Origin of the sequence: Mesorhizobium sp. B283B1A (assembly GCF_020165735.1) — a bacterium.
GTDB lineage: Bacteria > Pseudomonadota > Alphaproteobacteria > Rhizobiales > Rhizobiaceae > Mesorhizobium > Mesorhizobium opportunistum.
In genome coordinates this window covers 35,362-54,295 of sequence record NZ_JAIUIQ010000009.1, presented here as the reverse complement: position 1 = coordinate 54,295, position 18,934 = coordinate 35,362, and the positions used below count along the sequence as shown (strand labels likewise).

The following is an 18,934-nucleotide window of genomic DNA, read 5'->3' as shown; positions in this document are numbered from 1 at the left end:
AGGCCCGGATGCTTCCATGCCGATCTTTATCGACAGACGCCTGAATCCGAAGGACAAAAGCCTGGGCAACCGCCAGCGGTTTCTGAAGCGCGCGCGGGAGGAACTCAAGCGAAATATCCGCGACCAGGTCCGCGCCGGCCGCATCGCCGAGGTTGACCGGGAGCATGCCGTGCCCATGCCCCGCAAAGGCACCAGCGAGCCGGTCTTCAGCGATGCCAGGGACAGCGGCCGGCGCCAGCACATCTTGCCTGGCAACAGAACTTACATTTCCGGAGATCTGATCCCAAAGCCAGGTCTGGGAGGCGTGGGCTCTTCGTCTCCGGGAAACAGCGAATCCGAAGACGATTTTCGTTTCATGTTGTCACGCGAGGAGGTTCTCGATCTTTTCTTCGAGGATCTTGAACTGCCCGATCTGGTCAAGCTCAATCTCAAGCAGATATTGACGTTCAAGCCGAAGCGGGCGGGCTTCAGCGCCAGCGGCTCGCCGACCAACATCAATGTCGGCCGCACGATGCGCAACAGCCATGGTCGCCGCATTGCGCTCCGGCGTCCCAAACAGGCGCAATTGGATGAGATCGCCCGCCAGCTCGCACTGCTCGAAGCGCAACCCCCGAACGCGGCGAGGCGCGAACGCATCGCTGCCCTGCGCGAAGAACTCGATTTGATGGAGCGTCGTCGCCGGCGAATTTCCTATGTCGACCCGGTCGACATCCGCTTCAACCGCTTCGACCCCCAACCGCAGCCCAATGCCAGCGCCGTCATGTTTTGCCTGATGGATGTGTCGGGATCGATGGGGGAGCGCGAAAAGGATCTGGCCAAACGCTTCTTCGTGCTGCTGCACCTGTTCCTGACGCGGCGTTATGAGCGGACGGACATCGTTTTCATTCGTCACACCCACGAGGCCCAGGAGGTCGACGAGCAGACGTTCTTCTACCATACCCAGAGCGGCGGCACGGTCGTTTCCACGGCGCTCGAGGAAATGCACCGCATCATCGAACAGCGCTATCCCCCGACGGAATGGAACATCTATGCCGCCCAGGCCTCCGACGGCGACAATTTCGCCACCGATTCCGAACGCTGCATCGAGCTGCTCGGCGGCAAGCTGATGCGGTTGTGCCAGTATTTCGCCTATGTGGAGATCATCGACGAGCGCGAAAGCCATATTTTTGGGTCGACCGAAAATGGCACGTCGCTCTGGCGTGCCTATAGCGCCATCGATCAGAGATGGCCGAATTTTCAGATGCGGCGCATCGCATCCCCAGCGGATATCTACCCCGTCTTTCGCCAGCTCTTCGCCAGGCAGCCGGCGATGCATGCGAGCGCGTGAGGTCTGTCGGATGGCTAGCCAAGCCGGCAAATCCAAGTTGCTTTTCTCAGGGTCCGACTGGGACTTCAAGACACTGTCGCGAGCCTATGACGAGATCGAGGCAATCGCGATCGATCAGCTTCACCTCGACACCTACCCGGTGCAGATGGAGGTCATTTCCTCGCAGCAGATGCTCGACGCCTACTCCTCGGTCGGCATGCCGCTGATGTACCGGCATTGGTCGTTCGGTAAGCATTTCCTCTACAATGAGCTTCTCTACCGCAAAGGCGGACGCGGTCTGGCTTATGAACTGGTCATCAATTCCGATCCCTGCATCGTCTACCTGATGGAAGAAAACACCATGGCCCTGCAAGCCTTGGTGACGGCCCATGCGGCACTCGGACACAACCATTTCTTCAAGAACAATCACCTTTTCCGCCAGTGGACCGACGCAGGCGGCATCCTGAGCTATCTGGATTTCGCGAAAGGCTACATTGCCCGGTGCGAGGAGCGTTACGGCCTCGCCGCCGTGGAAGCGGTTCTCGATTCGGCTCACGCGCTGATGGAGCAAGGCGTGTTCCGATACCACCGGCCGCCGAAACTCTCGTCGGAGCAGCAACGCGAAGGCCTACGCGAACGTCTCGAATACGAGGAGCGCTCCTACAATGATCTGTGGCGGACGCTGCCTCCGGTGCAGGGCGCCGACAGGGCCGAAGCCGGGGAAGAAGTCTTGGCCGAACGGAAAAAATCGCTGAGCCTGCCCCAGGAGAACCTGCTCTATTTCCTGGAAAAGAACAGCCTCGTCCTGGAACCTTGGCAACGCGAGATCCTCCGCATCGTCCGGGTCATCGCACAGTATTTTTACCCGCAGCGGCAAAGCCAGGTCATGAATGAGGGTTGCGCCACTTTCGTCCACTATACCTTGATGAACATGTTGTTCGACCGTGGCCGGATCAATGAAGGCACCATGCTCGAAATCCTGCGCAATCACTCGAACGTGATCTTCCAGCCGTCCTTCGACGACCCACGGTTTTCCGGCATCAACCCCTATGCCCTCGGCCTTGACATGATGCAGGACATCCAGCGCATCTCGACCGAGCCGACGGCGGAAGACCGCGACTGGTTCCCCGACATTGCCGGCCGCGGCGACTGGCTCGAAACCTTGCTCGACGCCTGGGCCAATCACCGTGACGAATCCTTCATTCGCCAATATCTCAGTCCGACCCTGATCCGGAAATGGCGACTCTTCGTGCTGGCCGACGGATCCGACCGACCGCACTACGAAGTCGCATCGATCCACGACGAGCGGGGCTACACCAAGATACGGGCCGCGCTGGCCCAAAACTATGATTGGGGCGCAAACCGGCCCGACATCCAGATCGTGGACGTGGACTTGCTCGGCGACCGGCATTTGCGACTGCAGCACAAGGTGAAGGACGGCGTCCTGCTCGACAATGAGAGCCGCGACGCAACACTTCGCCACATCCGAAGCCTTTGGGGTTATGAGGTCAGCCTGGCGTCGGTCGATGCGGAAACAGACGCAACGCTCAGCGAACGCTGGACCAAGGATTGCTGAGCGCCGGACGGGATCCGTTTGAGCGCGACGCGCTTAAGCGTCGGCTGCCGGCCTGATCCTCAACCGGGCAATCCGGTTCTTGTCGCGTTTCATCACGGTGAAGCGCTTGCCGTGGAAGGTGAAAGCCTGTTTTTCCTCGGGGATCGATTGCGTCTCGTGAATGACGAGGCCGGCAATGGTGGTCGCCTCCTCGTCGGGCAGGTTCCAGTCGAGCGCCCGGTTCAGGTCGCGGATCGGCACCGTGCCCTCGACGACGACGGAACCGTCGGCCTCCTGCTTGACGCCATGGATGTCGACATCGTGCTCGTCGGCGATCTCGCCGACGATCTCCTCGATGATATCCTCCAGCGTCACCAGCCCTTCGACCTCGCCATATTCGTCGACGACGACGGCAAAATGCGCCTTGCGGCGCAGAAAGGCGTTGAGCTGTTCCTGCAAGGTCGTGGTGTCCGGCACGAACCAGGGTTTCGAGGCGATCTTCATCACGTCGATCTTGGAAAAGTCGTTGCCGACTTCGTTCAACGCGCGCAGCAGGTCCTTGGCGTGCAGCACCCCGACAATGTTGTCGAGCGAGCCCTTCCACAACGGCATGCGCGTGTGCGGGCTCTGCAGGATCTCGCGCACCACGGCTTCCGGCGCATTGTCGGCGTTGACCGAGCGCATGTTGGTGCGGTGCACCATGACGTCGGAGACTTCGAGCTCCTCGAGATCGAACAGGCCGCCAATGCGATCACGATCCTCGCGCACCACCTGGCCGTCGCGGCGGAAATCGTCGACCGCACCGCGCAACTCGTCCTGGCTCGAGCGCTGCGGCTCGATGCGCGACAGCTCGTAGCCGAACATGGCAAGCAGGCGCGTGCGCACGGCAACGATCAGCAGGAGGAGGATTGCAAGGACGGCGACGACGACCCAGCCCGTCTGGTTGCTCATCTCAGCCGGCTTTCCCGTTGGCCGGGTGGTTCTCCCGGAGGAACGACAGCACTTCCGAGGCCGGCACGTCCTTGGCGATGAAGGCTTGGCCGACACCGCGCGTCAGGATGAAGGTCAGCGCGCCGCGCGACACCTTCTTGTCCTGGGTGATGAAGGCCAGCAGTGCCTCGGCGTCGGGCAGATCGCCGGGAATATCGGCCATGCGCCACGGCAGCCCGACGGCGCGCAGATGCGTCTCGACGCGGGCCGCGTCGTCGGGGCTGGCCAGATTGAGGCGCGAGGAGAACCGATGCGCCAGTGCCATGCCGATGGCGACCCCCTCGCCATGGACGAGGCGGGCGCCGTCATACCGCGTCGCGGCTTCCAGCGCGTGGCCGAACGTATGGCCGAGATTGAGCAGCGCCCGGTCGCCGGTCTCGAACTCGTCGCGGGTGACGACGTCGGCCTTGGCGCGGCAGGCCTCGGCAATCGCCTGCGCCCTCTCCGGCCCGCCGGCGAACACCTGCCCCCAGTTTTCTTCCAGCCAGGCGAAGAATTGGGGCCGGTCGATCAGCCCGTATTTGGCGAGCTCGGCATAGCCGGCGCGGAATTCGCGGATCGGCAGCGTGTCGAGCACTTCAGTGTCGGCCAGCACCAGCTTCGGCTGATGGAAAACGCCGACGAGGTTCTTGCCGCGTGGACTGTTGATGCCGGTCTTGCCGCCGACGGAGGAATCGACCTGGGCCAGCAGCGAGGTCGGGATCTGCACGAAATTCATGCCGCGCCGCACGATGCCGGCGGCAAAACCGGCGAGGTCGCCGATGACGCCGCCGCCAAGGGCGATGACGATGTCGCCACGCTCCAGCCTGGCGGCCAACACGCCGTCGACCACCTCTTCGAGATGGGCGAAGCTCTTGGTCTTCTCACCGGGCGGCAGCGTGATGATGGCGGGCTGGATGCCGCCCTTTTCGAGCCCGGCCTTCAGCGCCTCGAGATGCACCGCCGCGACATTGGCGTCGGTGATGACGGCCGCGCGCGTGCCCGGCAGCCGGCGCGAGATCTCCTCACCCGCGCGAGACAGCAACCCTGAGCCGATGAGTATGTCGTAGGCCCGGTCGCCAAGCCCGACTTCGACGGTGACAGGCTGATCCACGCTCACGATTCGACCTCGCCTGTCGCGGCATTTTCCTCGATGCCGAAATGCCGGCAGAGCGCCTCCAGCACCTCGGCGGCGATGATTTCCTTGCGGTCGTCGCGGGTCGGCACGGTGACATCAGCGGTTGCGTAGACTGGATAGCGCTCGCCCATCAGCCGCTCCAGCACGGCACGGGGATCGGCGGTCTTCAACAGCGGCCGGTTCTGCTTCTTGGAGACGCGTTCCATCAAGAGGTCGAGCTCGGCCTTCAGCCACACCGACACGCCATGCGTGGCGACGGCCTCGCGCGTCTGTGCGTTCATGAAGGCGCCGCCGCCCGTGGAGAGCACCTGGGGGCCATTTTCCAGCACGCGCAGGATGACACGCTGTTCCAGCGCCCTGAACTCGGTCTCGCCATAGCGCTCGAACAGCTCCGGCACGGTCATGCGCGAGACGCTTTCGATCTCCTGGTCGCTGTCGATGAAGGGCAGCGAAAGCATCGTCGCCACCTTGCGGCCGATCGCCGTCTTGCCGGCGCCCATCAGCCCGACAAAGACGATGGACCGGCTGCCCAGCCGGCCAAGCAGCGCGGCGCTGGTCTCGCCTGGCGGATTTGCGTGTAGCGCGTTCATGACACCATGACGGTTCCGGGACCCTCTTTGCCGGCGTATCGACATGAAAAGCCCGTTTGCGTCAAGCATGCCGAGTAAAGGCAAGCCTATATCGGCCGAGCAATGCCTGCGTCAGAAGTTGCTAACAAGCCTCCGCTTCGTCCTTGAATTGGCCGGATTGGCGTCCCATAAGGGCACAGGGTTTGGAAACGCAGAACAAGAAGACGGGCGAAAATTGATGCCGACACTGTTTCGCTTTGTCGTGACCCTCGCGATTCTGGCCGGCATTGCCTATGGTACGATGTTCGCGCTGGTGATGTTCGTAGAGCCGAAAAAAGCGGAGATGAGCGTGCGCATCCCGTTGGAAAAGCTGAATCCCAAGAAGAACTGAGTCCCAAGAAGAACTGATCCTCAAGGATGAACAGCGCCGCCCGCATCGAGGCTTTCCTGGAAATGATGAGCGCCGAGCGCGGTGCCGCCGAGAACACGCTTTCCTCCTATCGCCGCGATCTTGAAGACGCTTCGAACGGGATCGATGGCGGGCTTGCCGGTGCGGCCGCCGCCGACATCCGCGGCTATCTCGACGACATCGCCGCCCGTGGCTTCGCGCCGACATCACAGGCGCGCAAATTGTCTGCGATCCGCCAGTTCTTCAAGTTTCTCTACGCCGAGGGCCTGCGTGGCGACGACCCGACCGGCACGCTGGACAGCCCGAAAAAGGGAAGGCCGCTGCCCAAGACGATGTCCGAGGCCGACACCGGCAGGCTGATCGACCGCGCCGCGGCCGAAGCCGGCGACGCCGGGCTCGGCCATGCCGACAGGCTGGCGGCCCTGCGCCTGCATGCGCTTGTCGAGGTGCTCTACGCCACGGGCCTGCGCGTTTCCGAACTGGTCGGCCTGCCGGTGACGGTGGCGCAGCGCGACGACCGCTTCTTCATGGTGCGCGGCAAGGGCGACAAGGAACGCATGGTGCCGCTGTCGTCCAAGGCGCGCGTGGCGATGCGAACCTGGCTTGCCGCCCGGGCCGGAGTGCCCGCCTTCGCCGAAAGCCCGTTCCTGTTTCCGGCCGCCTCCGACAGCGGCTATCTCTCGCGCCAGGTCTTTGCCCGCGACCTGAAAGGGTTGGCGGCGCGGGCCGGCATCGCCTCGGCCAAGATTTCACCGCACGTGCTGCGCCATGCCTTCGCCAGCCATCTCCTGCAGAACGGCGCCGATCTCAGGGCCGTGCAGCAGTTGCTTGGCCATGCCGACATATCGACGACACAGATTTACACCCATGTGCTGGAGGAGCGGCTGGTGCGGCTGGTCAACGATCATCATCCGCTTGCCGACTAGGCCTCATATCGCTATGTGAAGACGACATTTCACCGCCCGGGGCCTTGGATTAAACGGTTCCGCAGTCATTGCCTTCCGACGTATCGGTCCGCTCACGCATGTACAATTACCTCGATTTCGAAAAGCCGGTGCAGGATCTTGAGCTCAAGATCCTCGAGCTGAAGAAGCTTGCCGAGAATGGCGAGGCGGTCGACGTCGCCGACGAGATCACCAGGCTGGAGAAGCGGTCGCGCGACGCGCTGCGCGATCTCTACAAGGCGCTGACGCCCTGGCAGAAAGTGCAGGTGGCGCGCCACTCCGACAGGCCGCACTGCGTCGACTACATCAAGAGCCTGTTCAGCGATTTCACGCCGCTCGCCGGCGACCGCAATTTCGGTGAGGACCAGGCGATCGTCGGCGGTTTCGCCCGCTTCCGCGGCGAGCCCATCGCGATCATCGGCCAGGAAAAGGGTTCGGACACGACCAGCCGGCTGAAGCACAATTTCGGCTCGGTGCGCCCCGAAGGCTATCGCAAGGCGGTGCGGCTGATGGAGCTTGCCGACCGCTTCAAGATCCCGCTCCTGACGCTGGTCGACACGGCGGGTGCCTATCCCGGCGTCGGCGCCGAGGAGCGCGGCCAGGCGGAAGCCATCGCCCGCTCGACCTCGGCCTGCCTTGCGCTCAAGGTGCCGTCGATTTCGGTGGTCATCGGCGAAGGCGGCTCCGGCGGCGCCATCGCGATCGCCACCGCCAACCGCGTCTACATGCTCGAACACGCCATCTATTCGGTGATTTCGCCGGAAGGCGCGGCCTCGATCCTGTGGCGCGACACCACCCGCTCCAAGGACGCGGCGACCAACATGAAGATCACCGCGCAGGATCTTCTGGAATTGAAGATCATCGACGCCATCATTCCCGAGCCGATGGGCGGCGCCCAGCGCGCGCCCGAGACGGTGATTGCCGCGACCGGCGACCTCATTGCCAAGACGATGAAGGACTTTGCCGGCGCCAACACCGATTTCCGCGAGCAGCGCCGCGAGAAATACCTGGCGATGGGGCGCAGCCTCTGACCGGCTGACGCCGGAACGTGGTTATCGGAAGCGGCTTGCCCACCGCAATGTGGCGTCAATGAGCAATTTCGCCACAAAAATGCCGCCGCATTCGGGTCAATAAATTTGCAACGAAGGGTTGGGAAGTTGCCGTGAGGGGCTAGTCGACGCTTGCGGTAAGGAATTTTCAAGGTTAACGGGCTTACGGTCCGTCGGTGTTCAGCATGTGGGCTCGGCCGTTTCGAAGCCATTGGCCCGAGGGAAAAGACATAGCCGTATCCATGTTTGCCAAGCTCGCCCGTACCGGAGTCCTCGTCGCCTCGATCGCTATCGCCGGCTGCAATGATTCGTCGATGAAGGACTTTGCCCCGGAGGCCAACAAGCCGCTGCCGGACAAGATCCTGGCCGACATGAAGGCCAAGGGCATGGTGCGCACCTCCTCGGTGATGGCGCGCATCTTCAAGGAAGAAGGCAAGCTCGAAATCTGGAAGGCCAAGACCAACGGCCGTTACGACATGGTCGCCAGCTACGACATCTGCAAATGGTCGGGCAAGCTCGGTCCGAAATACACCGAGGGCGATCGCCAGGCGCCGGAAGGCTTCTACACGGTTCGCCCGTCGCAGATGAACCCGCGCTCGAACTACCATCTGTCCTTCAACATCGGCTTTCCCAACGCCTATGACCGTGCCAACGGCCGCACCGGCCAGAACCTGATGGTGCACGGCGCCTGCTCGTCCTCGGGCTGCTATTCGATGACCGACGCGCAGATCGAGCAGATCTATGCCTTCGGCCGCGACGCCTTCCAGGGCGGGCAGACCGAGTTTCAGGTCGAGGCCTTTCCGTTCCGCATGACCGCCGCCAACATGGCGCGCTATCGCAGCGACCCGAACTACGAGTTCTGGAAGATGCTGAAGGTCGGCTACGACAATTTCGAGATCACCAAGGTGCCGCCGAAGGTCGACGTCTGCGAAAAGCGCTACGTCTTCAATCAGGTCGCCCCCGACGGCCAGACATTCGATCCGACCGGACCGTGCCCAGCGACCACGCAGCCGGATTCCCTGAAGAGCGCCTACAACGCCTATCAAAGCACCTATGACGCGGCGTTCACCGGCGCGCTCAAGGCCAGCGTGCCGCCGCCCAGGCCGACCATCGCCGGCATCAAGGAAGCCAGCATCGTCTCCGACTGGTCGAAGCGCCGGGCGCGTGGCGAGCGCGTGCCGATCGAGCCGCCGTCGCTTAATTCCAACGGCACGGTGACCGAGACGGCGCGCATGGGCCGCATCGATTCGCCGGCCGGCCGCAAGATGGCTGCCCTCGACGCCGAGAAAGCCGCCAAGCAAAAGGCTGAGGAGCAGAAGCTGGCCGCCATAGAGGCTGCCAAGCAGGCCAAGGAAGCCGCCAAGGCACAGGCGCTCGCGGAGAAGGAAGCGGCCAAGGCCGCCAAGGAGGCGCCTGCCGCCACCGCCACCATAGCCGCCCCGACCGAGGCCGCGCCGGAAGCCGAAACGCAGGCCGCCAATGCCGATGAGAGCCGGGTGACCAAACTTAAGAACAAGCTGCTCGGCATGTTCGGCGGCTGAGGTTCTATCCTTGGCCGGACGCGCTGCGATCTATGATCTCAAGGGGCTGAACTGTCCCCTGCCCGTGCTTAAAGCGAAAAAACGTCTTGCGGGCATGCTGCCCGGCAGCAGGCTATGGCTCGAGACCACCGATCCTATGGCTGTCATCGACATCCCTGCCTTTTGCTTGGATGCCGGCCATCAGTTGATCGAAACGGCGGCTGTCGTGGGCGGCCACCGCTTTCTGGTCGAACGCGGCGCGCAGGGATCGTAGCGTTTACCGTCCGGCAATCGCCAGCGGATTGTTTTCCAGCGCCGCGCGGTCGGGCGTGTCGATCGAGGGCCGGTTGGTGAAGGCGGCGAACAGCCGGCGCACATAATCTTCCGGCATGTCGAGCGTGATCAACACCAGCCGCGTGCCACGTTGTCTGTCCGGCCAGGAGGGCAACTGCACCGGCGGATGCAGGATTTTCTGCACCCCATGCACGACCAGCGGCCGTGACGGATCTTCCTGCAATTCGATGACGCCCTTCATGCGCAAGAGGTGTTCGCCATGCGTCGAACGCAACAGGTCGAGGAACATCTCGATGGCCGAAAACGGCACCGGACCATCATGGACCAGTGAATAGGACCGCACGCGCTGGTCGTGCCGGTGACCGTGATCATGATCGTGCCCGTCATGGTGATCGTGCCCGTTATGGTGATGGTCATGATGGTGGTGGTCGTGCGCCGCTTCCTCGCCGAGCCAGCGCCGCACGTCCGCGGATTTGGTGGCTGGATTGTAGAGGCCGCAGTCGAACAGCGCCGCGACGCTCGTCCCCGTATCGCCGGCATCGAGCAGTTCGGCACCCGGATTGATCTGCCGCAGGCGCGCCCGCAGCCTTTCGAGCTCTGCGGGAGCGGTAACCAGGTCGGCCTTGCTCAGCACGATGCGGTCGGCGACCGCGACTTGCTTGACGGCCTCGACATGGCCATCGAGCGTGGGGTCGCCATTGACCGCATCGACCAGCGTGATGACGCCGTCGAGCCGGAAGGCCTGGACCAGCGCCGGATGCGCCATGATCGATTGCAGCACGGGCGCCGGATCGGCGAGCCCCGTGGTCTCGACGATGACGCGGGCAAGGCGTGCGATGCGCCCGGTCTGCAGCCGGTCGACCAGGTCGGCCAGCGTATCGACCAGTTCGCCGCGCACCGTGCAGCACAGGCAGCCGTCGGAAAGCTGGATGATGCCGTCGGAGGCCTGCTCGACCAGCAGATGGTCGATCGCCACCTCGCCGAACTCGTTGATGATGACCGCCGTGTCGGCCAGCGCCGGATCCTTCAGCAGCCGGTTGAGCAGCGTCGTCTTGCCGGCGCCGAGGAAGCCGGTCAGTACCGAGACGGGTATCGGGAAGCTCGCCATTGCGGTCAGTTCGCGGTCTTGACGGGCTGGTCACCTTGCGCGTCGGCGCCTGCTACCTTGGGACCGGTACCCGCGGGCTGGGGTTTGTCCGGCCGCCAGGTCGGGATCGGCACGTCGGCATATTCCTGGCCGCCCTGGTCGAGTATCGCCTTCGGCGCCGGGCCGGTGGCGCCGCCAAGACCGACGGCAACCAGCGTCGGCACATGGTCGAGCTTTTCCTGATAGGGTGATTTCGGCGCGTCCTTGGCGACAGCCGGCGGCGCCTCCGATTGCTCATGCGGCTTCTTCTTCTTGCAGATCTCGTCACTCATGTCGTTGGACGAGGTGGTGTCGCCGTAAGGCGCCAGGGTGGCGACCGTGGTCGAGCCGGCGACAGGCGCATCAAAACCCTGGTCGAGCAGCTTGGCCGCGGTCTCGGCACGGCTGACGGCCGATTTCTCGCCAAGCACGACCGCCACCAGCGTGCGGCCGTTGCGCGTCGCCGAGCCGATCATGTTGAAGCCCGAAGGGCAGACAAAACCCGTCTTCATGCCGTCGGCGCCGGGATAGCGGCCGATCAGCAGATTGTAGTTCGGGATCGCCTTTTTGCCGACCGCGAGCCCCTCGATCGAAAACCATGGCGCATATTGCGGAAACTCACGGCGGATCGCCATCACGAGCACGGCAAGGTCGCGCGCCGTGGTGTACTGGTCCGGCGAATAAAGGCCGTTCGGATTGACGAAATGGGTTCCGTTCATGCCGAGCCGGACCGCCTCGGCGTTCATCCGCTCGGCAAAGGCTGCCTGCGAGCCACCGACATTCTCACCGACGGCCATCGCAATGTCGTTGGCCGATTTGACCAGCATCATCTTCAGCGCATTGTCGAGCCGCATCACCGAGCCCGGCTTGAAGCCCATCTTGCTTGGCGGCTCGGCGGCGGAGTGTTTCGTCACCATGATCGGCGAATCGAGCTGGATTTCGCCGGCCGCGATCGCCCGGAAGGTCACGTAAGCGGTCATCAGCTTGCTCAGCGACGCCGGATACCAGCGCTTGAAGGCATCCTGATGCTGCAGGATCTGGCCGCTCTTCAGGTCGAAGACGACCACCGGATTGGCCAGCACCGGCCCAGCCAGTACCGACAGCACGATCGCGCCAGCCGAGAATAGTTTGAGGAAATGCCTGTGCCGCATGATCAAATCCGAAATCGCCTCTTGCCGTAGTCGCCCCTGGCTCCGTAAGATTTCGTTACGTGACCGCCAGCATAACGAGTCCGCCCCTCAAAAACGGACCGCATCGTTGCGGTGCTATTTACCCTATGTGACGCCAACATGGCAAAGTGCCTGACGATCACAATTGAAAGGCAGCGGGCCAGCCCGCCTGCTCCAACAGCGAGATGGAACCCACCATGCCAATCCTGAACCGAGCCGCCGAAATGCAGGACGAAGTCGCCGGCTGGCGCCAACACCTGCACCAGACGCCAGAACTTAACTTCGACGTCTTCAAGACCGCCGCCTTCGTGACCGGGAAGCTGAAAGAATTCGGCTGCGACGACGTGGTGACCGGCCTCGGCAAGACCGGCGTCGTTGGCATCATCCGTGGCCGCAAGGGTGACGGCGCCACCATCGGCCTGCGCGCCGACATGGACGCGCTGCCGCTCAACGAGATCACCGGCAAGTCCTACGCTTCGACCGTTCCCGGCAAGATGCACGCCTGCGGTCATGACGGCCACACGGCGATGCTTCTGGGCGCGGCGAAATACCTCGCCGAAACACGCAATTTCGCGGGCTCCGTGGCGGTGATCTTCCAGCCGGCCGAGGAAGGCGGCGGCGGCGGCAACGAGATGGTCAAGGACGGCATGATGGAACGCTTCGACATCTCCAAGGTGTTCGGCATGCACAATATGCCGGGCCTCCCTGTCGGCCAGTTCGCGATCCGGCCGGGCCCGATCATGGCGGCGACGGCCGAGTTCACCATCACCGTGAACGGCCGTGGCGGCCATGCGGCCATGCCGCACGGCACGATCGACCCGATCGTCATCACCAGCCAGCTGGTCGGCGCGCTGCAGACCATCGCTTCGCGCAGCACCGACCCGGTCGAGGCGGTGGTGGTGTCGGTGACCAAGTTCCATGCCGGCGATGCCTACAACATCATTCCGGAATCGGCCGAGATCGCCGGCACGGTGCGCACCTTGCGCAAGGAAATCGCCAAGAAGTCCGAAGAGCGCATCCGCACCATCTGCGACGGGCTGGCGATCGCCTTCGGCGCCAAGATCGAGGTCGACTACCAGGCCAATTACCCCGTCACCTTCAACCATGCGGAAGAAACGGTGTTCGCCAGCGATGTCGCGGCCAACGTCGCCGGCGACGCCCATGTCCACCGCGGCATCCAGCCGGTGATGGGCGGCGAGGACTTCTCCTACATGCTGGAAGCCCGCCCCGGCGCCTTCATCTTCATCGGCAATGGCGACACCGCCGGCCTCCACAACCCGGCCTATGATTTCAACGACGAGGCCATCCCGCACGGCATGAGCTATTGGGTGAAACTGGCCGAAACCGCGCTGGCCGCCTGAGGCGCGTGTTAACGGACGATGACAAGAGGCCGCCGAATTGCTTTCGGCCGGCCTCTTGAATTGCCTTCGGCCAGCCTCTTGGCGAAACGATCCGAAGCGGCTATGTGTCGGGCCGCGTGGTCCCGTAGCTCAGTAGGATAGAGCGGCAGATTCCTAATCTGTAGGTCACAGGTTCGATTCCTGTCGGGATCACCATGCTTTTCAATGGCTTAGCGAATTGACGTCGTACTTTTCGCGAAACGGTACGACGAATTGTATTGTCTGCGGGAATGCATCTCCACAGGACGAACGATCCAGCCTTGCCACGAAGAACGACCGCTACAATGGCCTTTTTATCCGGCCGAAGGCTGTCGGCAGGATCATTACGAGGTGATGGTTGACCGTGGTGCGCTGTGACCTAGCTTAAAGTTCATGATGAACAGTCCAGAGCCGGGAGATGGCGAATTGTCCACAGCGACAGACATCGCTTTATGGACTTGACAATACACCCCAGACCGCACGGGCACGGCAATGCCAAATTATCTTGCCGAAATTCACGCGAACGACGTAAATCTGGCCATTCTTGGCGCAGTGGTGACGCTTGTATCGGTTGGCGTCTTTCTTGTGCTCCGGCGTATCCTTGCCGCGGTGCGACGACGCCGCCTTGCATCGCTTGACGAAGGCAGATCCGATCTCGCCGACGAGGCTTCTTGGGAATGGGAAAGCCCGGCCAGGCTTGTCGCCGAGCCTGCTTCTTCCAGGGCTGCCAATCCCTTGGGTACCGCCGACCTGGATGTTCAAGCTCAAAACGCCAACTACTCTCGGTTCGGAGTGCGAGTCGAGCATATCAACGTGACGCCCGAAGCCTCGGGAGGTTCGTCGGCGGTCCAGACCAATGCTCCTGCCCCGAACAGGCTGGAACCTGGAAGACTTGCAGCGCCCATCAAGGCGGTCGCGGAACATGGGAAGCGGATTTGCGGATCGGCATGGGACCAACTGCTCCATAAGGCTTCGCCACAAATTGTTCCGTTAGCCTCTGCCGCGGATCGCGGTTTGAATTTCACAGCTCAAACGGGAGAAGCCGACCCAGCGCCTGCTTCACCCCCTGGCGTTCGCAGGCCGGTCGGTCTTGTGCTCCGCCTAGGGTTCGCCGCCATTTGTCTGGCCGCGCCGATTGGTTATGCGGCGACGAGACAAATCTGGGTCGAAAGCGCCCCCGCCATTTCGCAAGCCCAAAGCGAAACTGATCGAGACCTTTCCCACCCCTTGGAGCTTTCGGCGAGTGTCGAATTGCTAGGCTCGGATCTCACGGCTGACCAGGTGGAGGCCGGGACAGATCGTGCTCAGGCGGCCGCTGCCAGACAATTGGCCGACCAGGAGCACCGGGCGGCGGAAGGCGAGCGTGCCAAGAGCGCCGCCCTGCAGGGAGCGCTCCTCGCGTCGAGCAAGCAGATCGACACGCTGAGGGCAAGCATGGCAGCCGCCAATGCACGCGAGGAGCGATTGCGCAACGGACTCGCGGCAGCCCGCACCCTTGATGCGTTGCAGCGCATTGCGGGAGATGCCCGCACGCTGGTGGGCGAGGCCACCAGCTATGTCTTCAAGGAGATGCCCGCTGCTCATCTCGAGCAGCAGCAAGCGCAGAGGCAGGCGCGCGATCTATCGCAAGCGCGGGCGCAAATTGAACAGCTTGAGACCGGGGCCGCCAAGGATCGCGCCGCGGCCAGGGCTTCACTGGCGCGGGCGAGTGGCATGCTCGACGACGAGCGCCGGAAGTCGGAGCATCTTCATGACGATCTCGCCGAGGCGAACCTGTCCAATGCCGCACTCCTGAAGCGTGCGGATGCGGCTGAGCAGGAGCTGACCGGCGCGGTCAAGGCGAGACAACAAGTGGAACGGACCGCAGCTGACACGGAGCGGGCGCTCGCACGAGAACGCGCTGCGGCAGCATCGACCGCTGAGGAGCTGAAACAGGCTCGTATCGAGCGCGAGGCGGCCGAACAGGAGCGCGCCAAAGCAGTCTCAGCGAAAGAGCGTGCTGAGCAGACCGCAACTGAGACGGCGCAGGCTCTGGCGCGGGAACGTGCTACAGCGGCCTTGAATCGTGAGGATCTCGACAAGGCTCGCATCGAGCGCGCGGCCACCCAAGCTCTTTTGCTGCGTGTCGCCAAGCTGCAGGAGGCCCTGGACAAGCAACGCGAAGCCACTGTTTCTCTTGCCCGCGACCTGACCGCCGCGCGCGCGGACAATGACAGGCTCAGGACTGAGCGTCGCAGCGCGCAGATCGAGCCGCCTGCGAAACCACGTTCTGCCCGCCCGGCAGCCGCCCGCCAGGTGAAGGCCGTCAGCCAGAAGACTGGCAAGGTTCGCAACCCTTCGCGGGTGACCCGGGTGCGTTCAATCACTCTTCCCTATTCGCTCTTGCCAACATACGCGACATCGCAGTGATTTCCGGCTGAGCGGTCGCTTCCGTGGCCATGATCTTTGAATGCCCGCACCTCTTGGCAGCACGCGCGATGCCGCGCCCTCGTCGGCGAGGAATTCTGCGCGACACGCTATGTCAGCCGGATCACGCTGCCTGTCGCGTTCAATTCGCATTTGACCGGGGCCTGCCGCGTTTCCACGCGGCCCTGCCGCAGATAGTCGATGCTGACCTCAACGGGAGCCGAGATCGTATCCTGACTCAACTGACGTACGGGACCCGCGCTGCTGACGCGCACGCTGGTCGCGCCCAACGGCGCGGCTGCCGACTCGATGGCATCATGGCAGGTCCGAACGACTTCATCCGGGACGCCCGGCACCGCCTCGGTTCGGCTGACCGTTGATTGAGTATTGCTGTCGCTGGGAGGCTGGAGAGCAGCCGGGAGGTTGAGCGACTGTCCGCCTCTTGCGGACGCGACGGCGGTGGCAGTGGCCGCTCCCGGGGCCGTCGTCGTGCCGGTTGTGCTGGTCTCATCGTCCGCTGGCGAACCGGTGCCGCCGGGATTGTTACTAGTCCCTTTGTGCGAGCCGCCGTTTTGGCCGCCAGCGCCATGCCCTCCGCCACCACTGCCGCCAGAACCATGGCCGCCGCCGTGCTGGCCGCCGGTTGCAGCTCCTGCGCAAAGCACCGCGATCGAGCAAGCTAGGACGAAATACGCACAGGTGAATCCACGCGATTGATGCACGACGACCTCCATGGATGCGTCGGTCCAACCGTCCTTCCGCGGCATGCAGCCAGAAGGGCGCGAACCGCCGCTGCCCCGAGGCAACCTCGCGACTGCCGCGCCCGTGAAGGAACTAGGGGATGAATCCCGTGTATCAAGGACACTTAGCTGGTAGGGACCGATGAGATCGCTTGGCTGGCGAGTGCTACATCGCTGATGTCGAGGCCGACCGTCTGGATGATGCCGCGGACGCCTTCACGAGCCAATGGTAGTGGTAGCCTGGCCGAGGGCGCCGCGAAGGAAAAGCACAGGTCAGCGCACCTCCTCCGAGCCGTCGGCTACACCCACGCGATGTCGGTAGACCATTTCCCAACCCTTCCAGCCGGTAAACAGAAGGATGAGAACCACGATCAACGACAAGATCAGGCCGGTGGGCACCACCGCCGCCTCGCTGTGGGCGTATCGCGAGTACCAGTTGTAGAGTTCGATCAGGACGACGATCACATTGCCGCCAGCGTGGAGCCATGCATCACTCAGATTGCGGATCTGAACATCGCCCAAGACATCCGTCAGGCCGGCAAGCGCGGCCAAGGCGGCCATTATCAGGCCCGCCCCAAGCAGCCAAAGGCTGGCGGTGACCCATCCCGGATTGCCTGTTCGCCAGAAGATCAGGTCGCAAACGAAGGTGGCGACAAAAAAGGCGATCGGGAACGGAATAAGCATCGGGTGGATGGGATGGCCGGCAACACGTGCCGTGCTTTGTGGGTTGCGGCTCATGGCAGTGCCTCCAATAGGCGGCGCACCCCTTCGCGGCCTGCAGTTCATTCCTGAAAGACAGCGTACAAGCAAACGCTGGCACCAGGTGAATGTTCCACGAGCCAGACGGCAGAGCCCCGCAGAGGCACGAAAGGCGTCGCTTGAACACTCGCCCGCCCTGGCGAACCATGGCGGGATTTTCATGCGGCCGGACGGATCACCCCGCCTCAGGCAACCCTGACCACAAAATGCTTGGTCACCGGCTCGATGATCTTCCAGGTGCCTTTGAAATCGGCTTCCACCACGAAGGCGTCGCCGGGGCCCACTTCGACCGGCGTGCCGCCGTCGGGGGTGATGATGATGCGGCCGGCGATCATGTGCACGAACTCATAGTCGGTATAAGTCGCGTGATAGGTGCCCGGCGTCGCCCGCCACGTGCCCGACATCACCTTGCCATCCTCGGTCGTGTGCTGGACGGCGGTCTGCATGGTCGGCCTGCCCTCGACCACGATCCAGCCGGCGAGATCGCCGGCCTCCGCGTGTTCGACCGGGCCGAATTTGAAGATCGTCTGGTCTGTCATGTCAGGGCTCCGTCTGGTCAATTGTGCTGGCATCATGTGCCTGGACGGTGGGATATCCGATGCACCCGCAACCGGCAATGCCGCCGCAAGCGGCTGACATCCCGGACAGTCGCCTCGACGAACGGACCTATGGCTTGTGCCTGGCCGAGACGAGTTCCGCCTTGCGCCGCGCCGTCTCCAGTCCAAGGCCGATGAAGGCGCGCGCGTGCTTGGCGAGCGCCATGTTGTCCGTCCACAGATTGCGCCAGATGGCGGTCTTCTTCGACAGGTTCTCGTCGACGATCTCCGAGGAGAACGATTCGAAGCTGAGATCGTCGGCATAGCCGATAGCCGTCAGCGCATCGAAGATCGCCGCGAAGTCGATGTTGCCGGTGCCGAGGAAGCCGCGATGGCTTTCGCCGATATGGACATAGCCGATCTTGGCCGCCGCGTGGCGGATGGCGAGCCCGACATCGGCCTCCTCGATGTTCATGTGAAAGGTGTCGAGATGCAGGAAGATGTTGTCCGAGCCGGTGTCCTCGATGAAGGCGAGCCCCTGCGCGGCGGTGTTGAGGAGGTTGCTTTCGAAGCGGTTGACGATTTCGAGATTGAGCGTGACGCCGGCGGCCTTGGCCGTCTCGGCGACCTTGGCCAGTGCCGCCGCGCTGCGGTTCCATTGATCGCGTGTCGGCGCCTCGACCTGCAAGCCGTGGCTGGTCGACAGGATGCCGGCGACCTTGCGGCCGCCAAGGTCGCGCGTCAACGCGATGGTTTGGTTGAGGATTTCGACGCCGCGCGCCGCGACCGCCTTGTCGGCGCTCGATATATCGCCATTGGTGGGCAGTCCGATGCTGATCGCCACCCCAAGCCCGAGATCGGCGATGCGCTTGGCAAGCCCGCCAATGTCGACATCCGCCGGATCGAGATAGGAGAATTCGATCAGGTCGAAGCCGGCCTCCCTTGTGTTGGCCAGCGTGCGTTCGAGCTCGCCTTGCGCCGAGCTTGCCGACCAGACGAAAGAATGGATTCCGATGCGCGACATGATCGTCTCCGGATTGCGGCGAAAAGGATGGCGCGGCCGGGA

Annotated in this window: 18 protein-coding genes and 1 tRNA gene; 10 read left to right on the top strand and 9 right to left on the bottom strand. The window is 63.3% G+C overall.

The features are described 5' to 3' along the window. The first annotated feature begins 16 nt into the window (after nucleotides 1-16). Together LB577_RS09680 and LB577_RS09675 are read left to right on the top strand one after the other, a co-directional pair. A complete protein-coding gene (locus LB577_RS09680; RefSeq protein WP_224686538.1) occupies nucleotides 17-1,327 on the top strand; it encodes a YeaH/YhbH family protein in 1,311 nt (436 codons plus the stop codon). Between the two features lie 10 nt (nucleotides 1,328-1,337). Further along, entirely contained in the window at nucleotides 1,338-2,882 is a 1,545-nt protein-coding gene (locus tag LB577_RS09675) for a SpoVR family protein (protein WP_224686537.1), read from the top strand. A gap of 33 nt (nucleotides 2,883-2,915) precedes the next feature. On the opposite strand, the gene LB577_RS09670 is transcribed toward LB577_RS09675, so the two are convergent. From LB577_RS09670 to LB577_RS09660, 3 genes are read right to left on the bottom strand one after another with little or no spacing between them, the layout of a single operon-like run. Then, the gene (locus tag LB577_RS09670; protein WP_224686536.1) at nucleotides 2,916-3,812 is read right to left on the bottom strand and encodes an HlyC/CorC family transporter; all 897 of its coding nucleotides are present in this window, start codon (nucleotides 3,810-3,812) and stop codon (nucleotides 2,916-2,918) included. A 1-nt stretch (nucleotide 3,813) separates the two neighbouring features. Further along, nucleotides 3,814-4,950 (bottom strand): 3-dehydroquinate synthase, encoded by a 1,137-nt coding sequence (aroB, locus tag LB577_RS09665; RefSeq protein WP_224686535.1) that lies wholly within the window; start codon nucleotides 4,948-4,950, stop codon nucleotides 3,814-3,816. Next, nucleotides 4,947-5,558 carry a shikimate kinase gene (locus LB577_RS09660; RefSeq protein WP_224686534.1) on the bottom strand — a complete coding sequence of 204 codons (612 nt, stop codon included), beginning with the start codon at nucleotides 5,556-5,558 and terminating at the stop codon, nucleotides 4,947-4,949. Before LB577_RS09660 ends, aroB begins: the two co-directional genes overlap by 4 nt. A 217-nt stretch (nucleotides 5,559-5,775) precedes the next feature. On the opposite strand from LB577_RS09660, the gene LB577_RS09655 reads away from it, so the two are divergent. The 5 genes from LB577_RS09655 (at nucleotide 5,776) to LB577_RS09635 (ending at nucleotide 9,733) form a co-directional block, all read left to right on the top strand. Then, a complete protein-coding gene (locus LB577_RS09655; RefSeq protein ID WP_013892767.1) occupies nucleotides 5,776-5,928 on the top strand; it encodes a hypothetical protein in 153 nt (50 codons plus the stop codon). 26 nt (nucleotides 5,929-5,954) lie between these two features. Beyond that, on the top strand, nucleotides 5,955-6,872 hold the full coding sequence (locus LB577_RS09650; RefSeq protein WP_224686533.1) for a site-specific tyrosine recombinase XerD: 918 nt from the start codon (nucleotides 5,955-5,957) through the stop codon (nucleotides 6,870-6,872). 98 nt (nucleotides 6,873-6,970) lie between these two features. Then, on the top strand, nucleotides 6,971-7,921 hold the full coding sequence (locus LB577_RS09645) for an acetyl-CoA carboxylase carboxyltransferase subunit alpha (RefSeq protein ID WP_023763836.1): 951 nt from the start codon (nucleotides 6,971-6,973) through the stop codon (nucleotides 7,919-7,921). Nucleotides 7,922-8,181: 260 nt separating this feature from the next. Next, complete coding sequence (locus tag LB577_RS09640) at nucleotides 8,182-9,480, top strand: murein L,D-transpeptidase family protein (RefSeq protein WP_224686532.1); 1,299 nt, start codon at nucleotides 8,182-8,184, stop codon at nucleotides 9,478-9,480. Between the two features lie 10 nt (nucleotides 9,481-9,490). Then, nucleotides 9,491-9,733, top strand: coding sequence for a sulfurtransferase TusA family protein (locus LB577_RS09635; protein WP_224686531.1), 243 nt, complete (start codon nucleotides 9,491-9,493; stop codon nucleotides 9,731-9,733). Nucleotides 9,734-9,736: 3 nt separating this feature from the next. Here LB577_RS09635 and LB577_RS09630 read toward each other — a convergent pair whose 3' ends face one another. Next, nucleotides 9,737-10,861: a CobW family GTP-binding protein gene (locus LB577_RS09630; RefSeq protein ID WP_224686530.1), complete on the bottom strand. Its 1,125-nt coding sequence runs from the start codon at nucleotides 10,859-10,861 to the stop codon at nucleotides 9,737-9,739. A gap of 5 nt (nucleotides 10,862-10,866) precedes the next feature. After that, entirely contained in the window at nucleotides 10,867-12,030 is a 1,164-nt protein-coding gene (locus LB577_RS09625; RefSeq protein WP_224686529.1) for a D-alanyl-D-alanine carboxypeptidase family protein, read from the bottom strand. Between the two features lie 215 nt (nucleotides 12,031-12,245). On the opposite strand from LB577_RS09625, the gene LB577_RS09620 reads away from it, so the two are divergent. The 3 genes from LB577_RS09620 to LB577_RS09610 all read left to right on the top strand — a co-directional run bounded on the left by LB577_RS09620 (nucleotide 12,246) and on the right by LB577_RS09610 (nucleotide 15,836). Beyond that, complete coding sequence (locus LB577_RS09620; protein ID WP_224686528.1) at nucleotides 12,246-13,409, top strand: M20 aminoacylase family protein; 1,164 nt, start codon at nucleotides 12,246-12,248, stop codon at nucleotides 13,407-13,409. A 118-nt stretch (nucleotides 13,410-13,527) separates the two neighbouring features. Continuing rightward, a tRNA-Arg gene (locus tag LB577_RS09615) sits at nucleotides 13,528-13,604 on the top strand. A gap of 315 nt (nucleotides 13,605-13,919) precedes the next feature. Next, nucleotides 13,920-15,836, top strand: a complete 1,917-nt coding sequence (locus LB577_RS09610) for a hypothetical protein (protein ID WP_224686527.1) — start codon at nucleotides 13,920-13,922, stop codon at nucleotides 15,834-15,836. Between the two features lie 107 nt (nucleotides 15,837-15,943). Here LB577_RS09610 and LB577_RS09605 read toward each other — a convergent pair whose 3' ends face one another. The 4 genes from LB577_RS09605 to LB577_RS09590 all read right to left on the bottom strand — a co-directional run bounded on the left by LB577_RS09605 (nucleotide 15,944) and on the right by LB577_RS09590 (nucleotide 18,892). Further along, entirely contained in the window at nucleotides 15,944-16,567 is a 624-nt protein-coding gene (locus LB577_RS09605; RefSeq protein ID WP_224686526.1) for a hypothetical protein, read from the bottom strand. A 279-nt stretch (nucleotides 16,568-16,846) separates the two neighbouring features. Then, the gene (locus LB577_RS09600; protein ID WP_224686525.1) at nucleotides 16,847-17,311 is read right to left on the bottom strand and encodes a DUF2231 domain-containing protein; all 465 of its coding nucleotides are present in this window, start codon (nucleotides 17,309-17,311) and stop codon (nucleotides 16,847-16,849) included. Between the two features lie 206 nt (nucleotides 17,312-17,517). Next, nucleotides 17,518-17,871, bottom strand: a complete 354-nt coding sequence (locus LB577_RS09595; protein ID WP_023763827.1) for a cupin domain-containing protein — start codon at nucleotides 17,869-17,871, stop codon at nucleotides 17,518-17,520. Between the two features lie 127 nt (nucleotides 17,872-17,998). Next, nucleotides 17,999-18,892, bottom strand: coding sequence for a sugar phosphate isomerase/epimerase family protein (locus LB577_RS09590; RefSeq protein WP_224686524.1), 894 nt, complete (start codon nucleotides 18,890-18,892; stop codon nucleotides 17,999-18,001). Nucleotides 18,893-18,934: the final 42 nt, after the last annotated feature.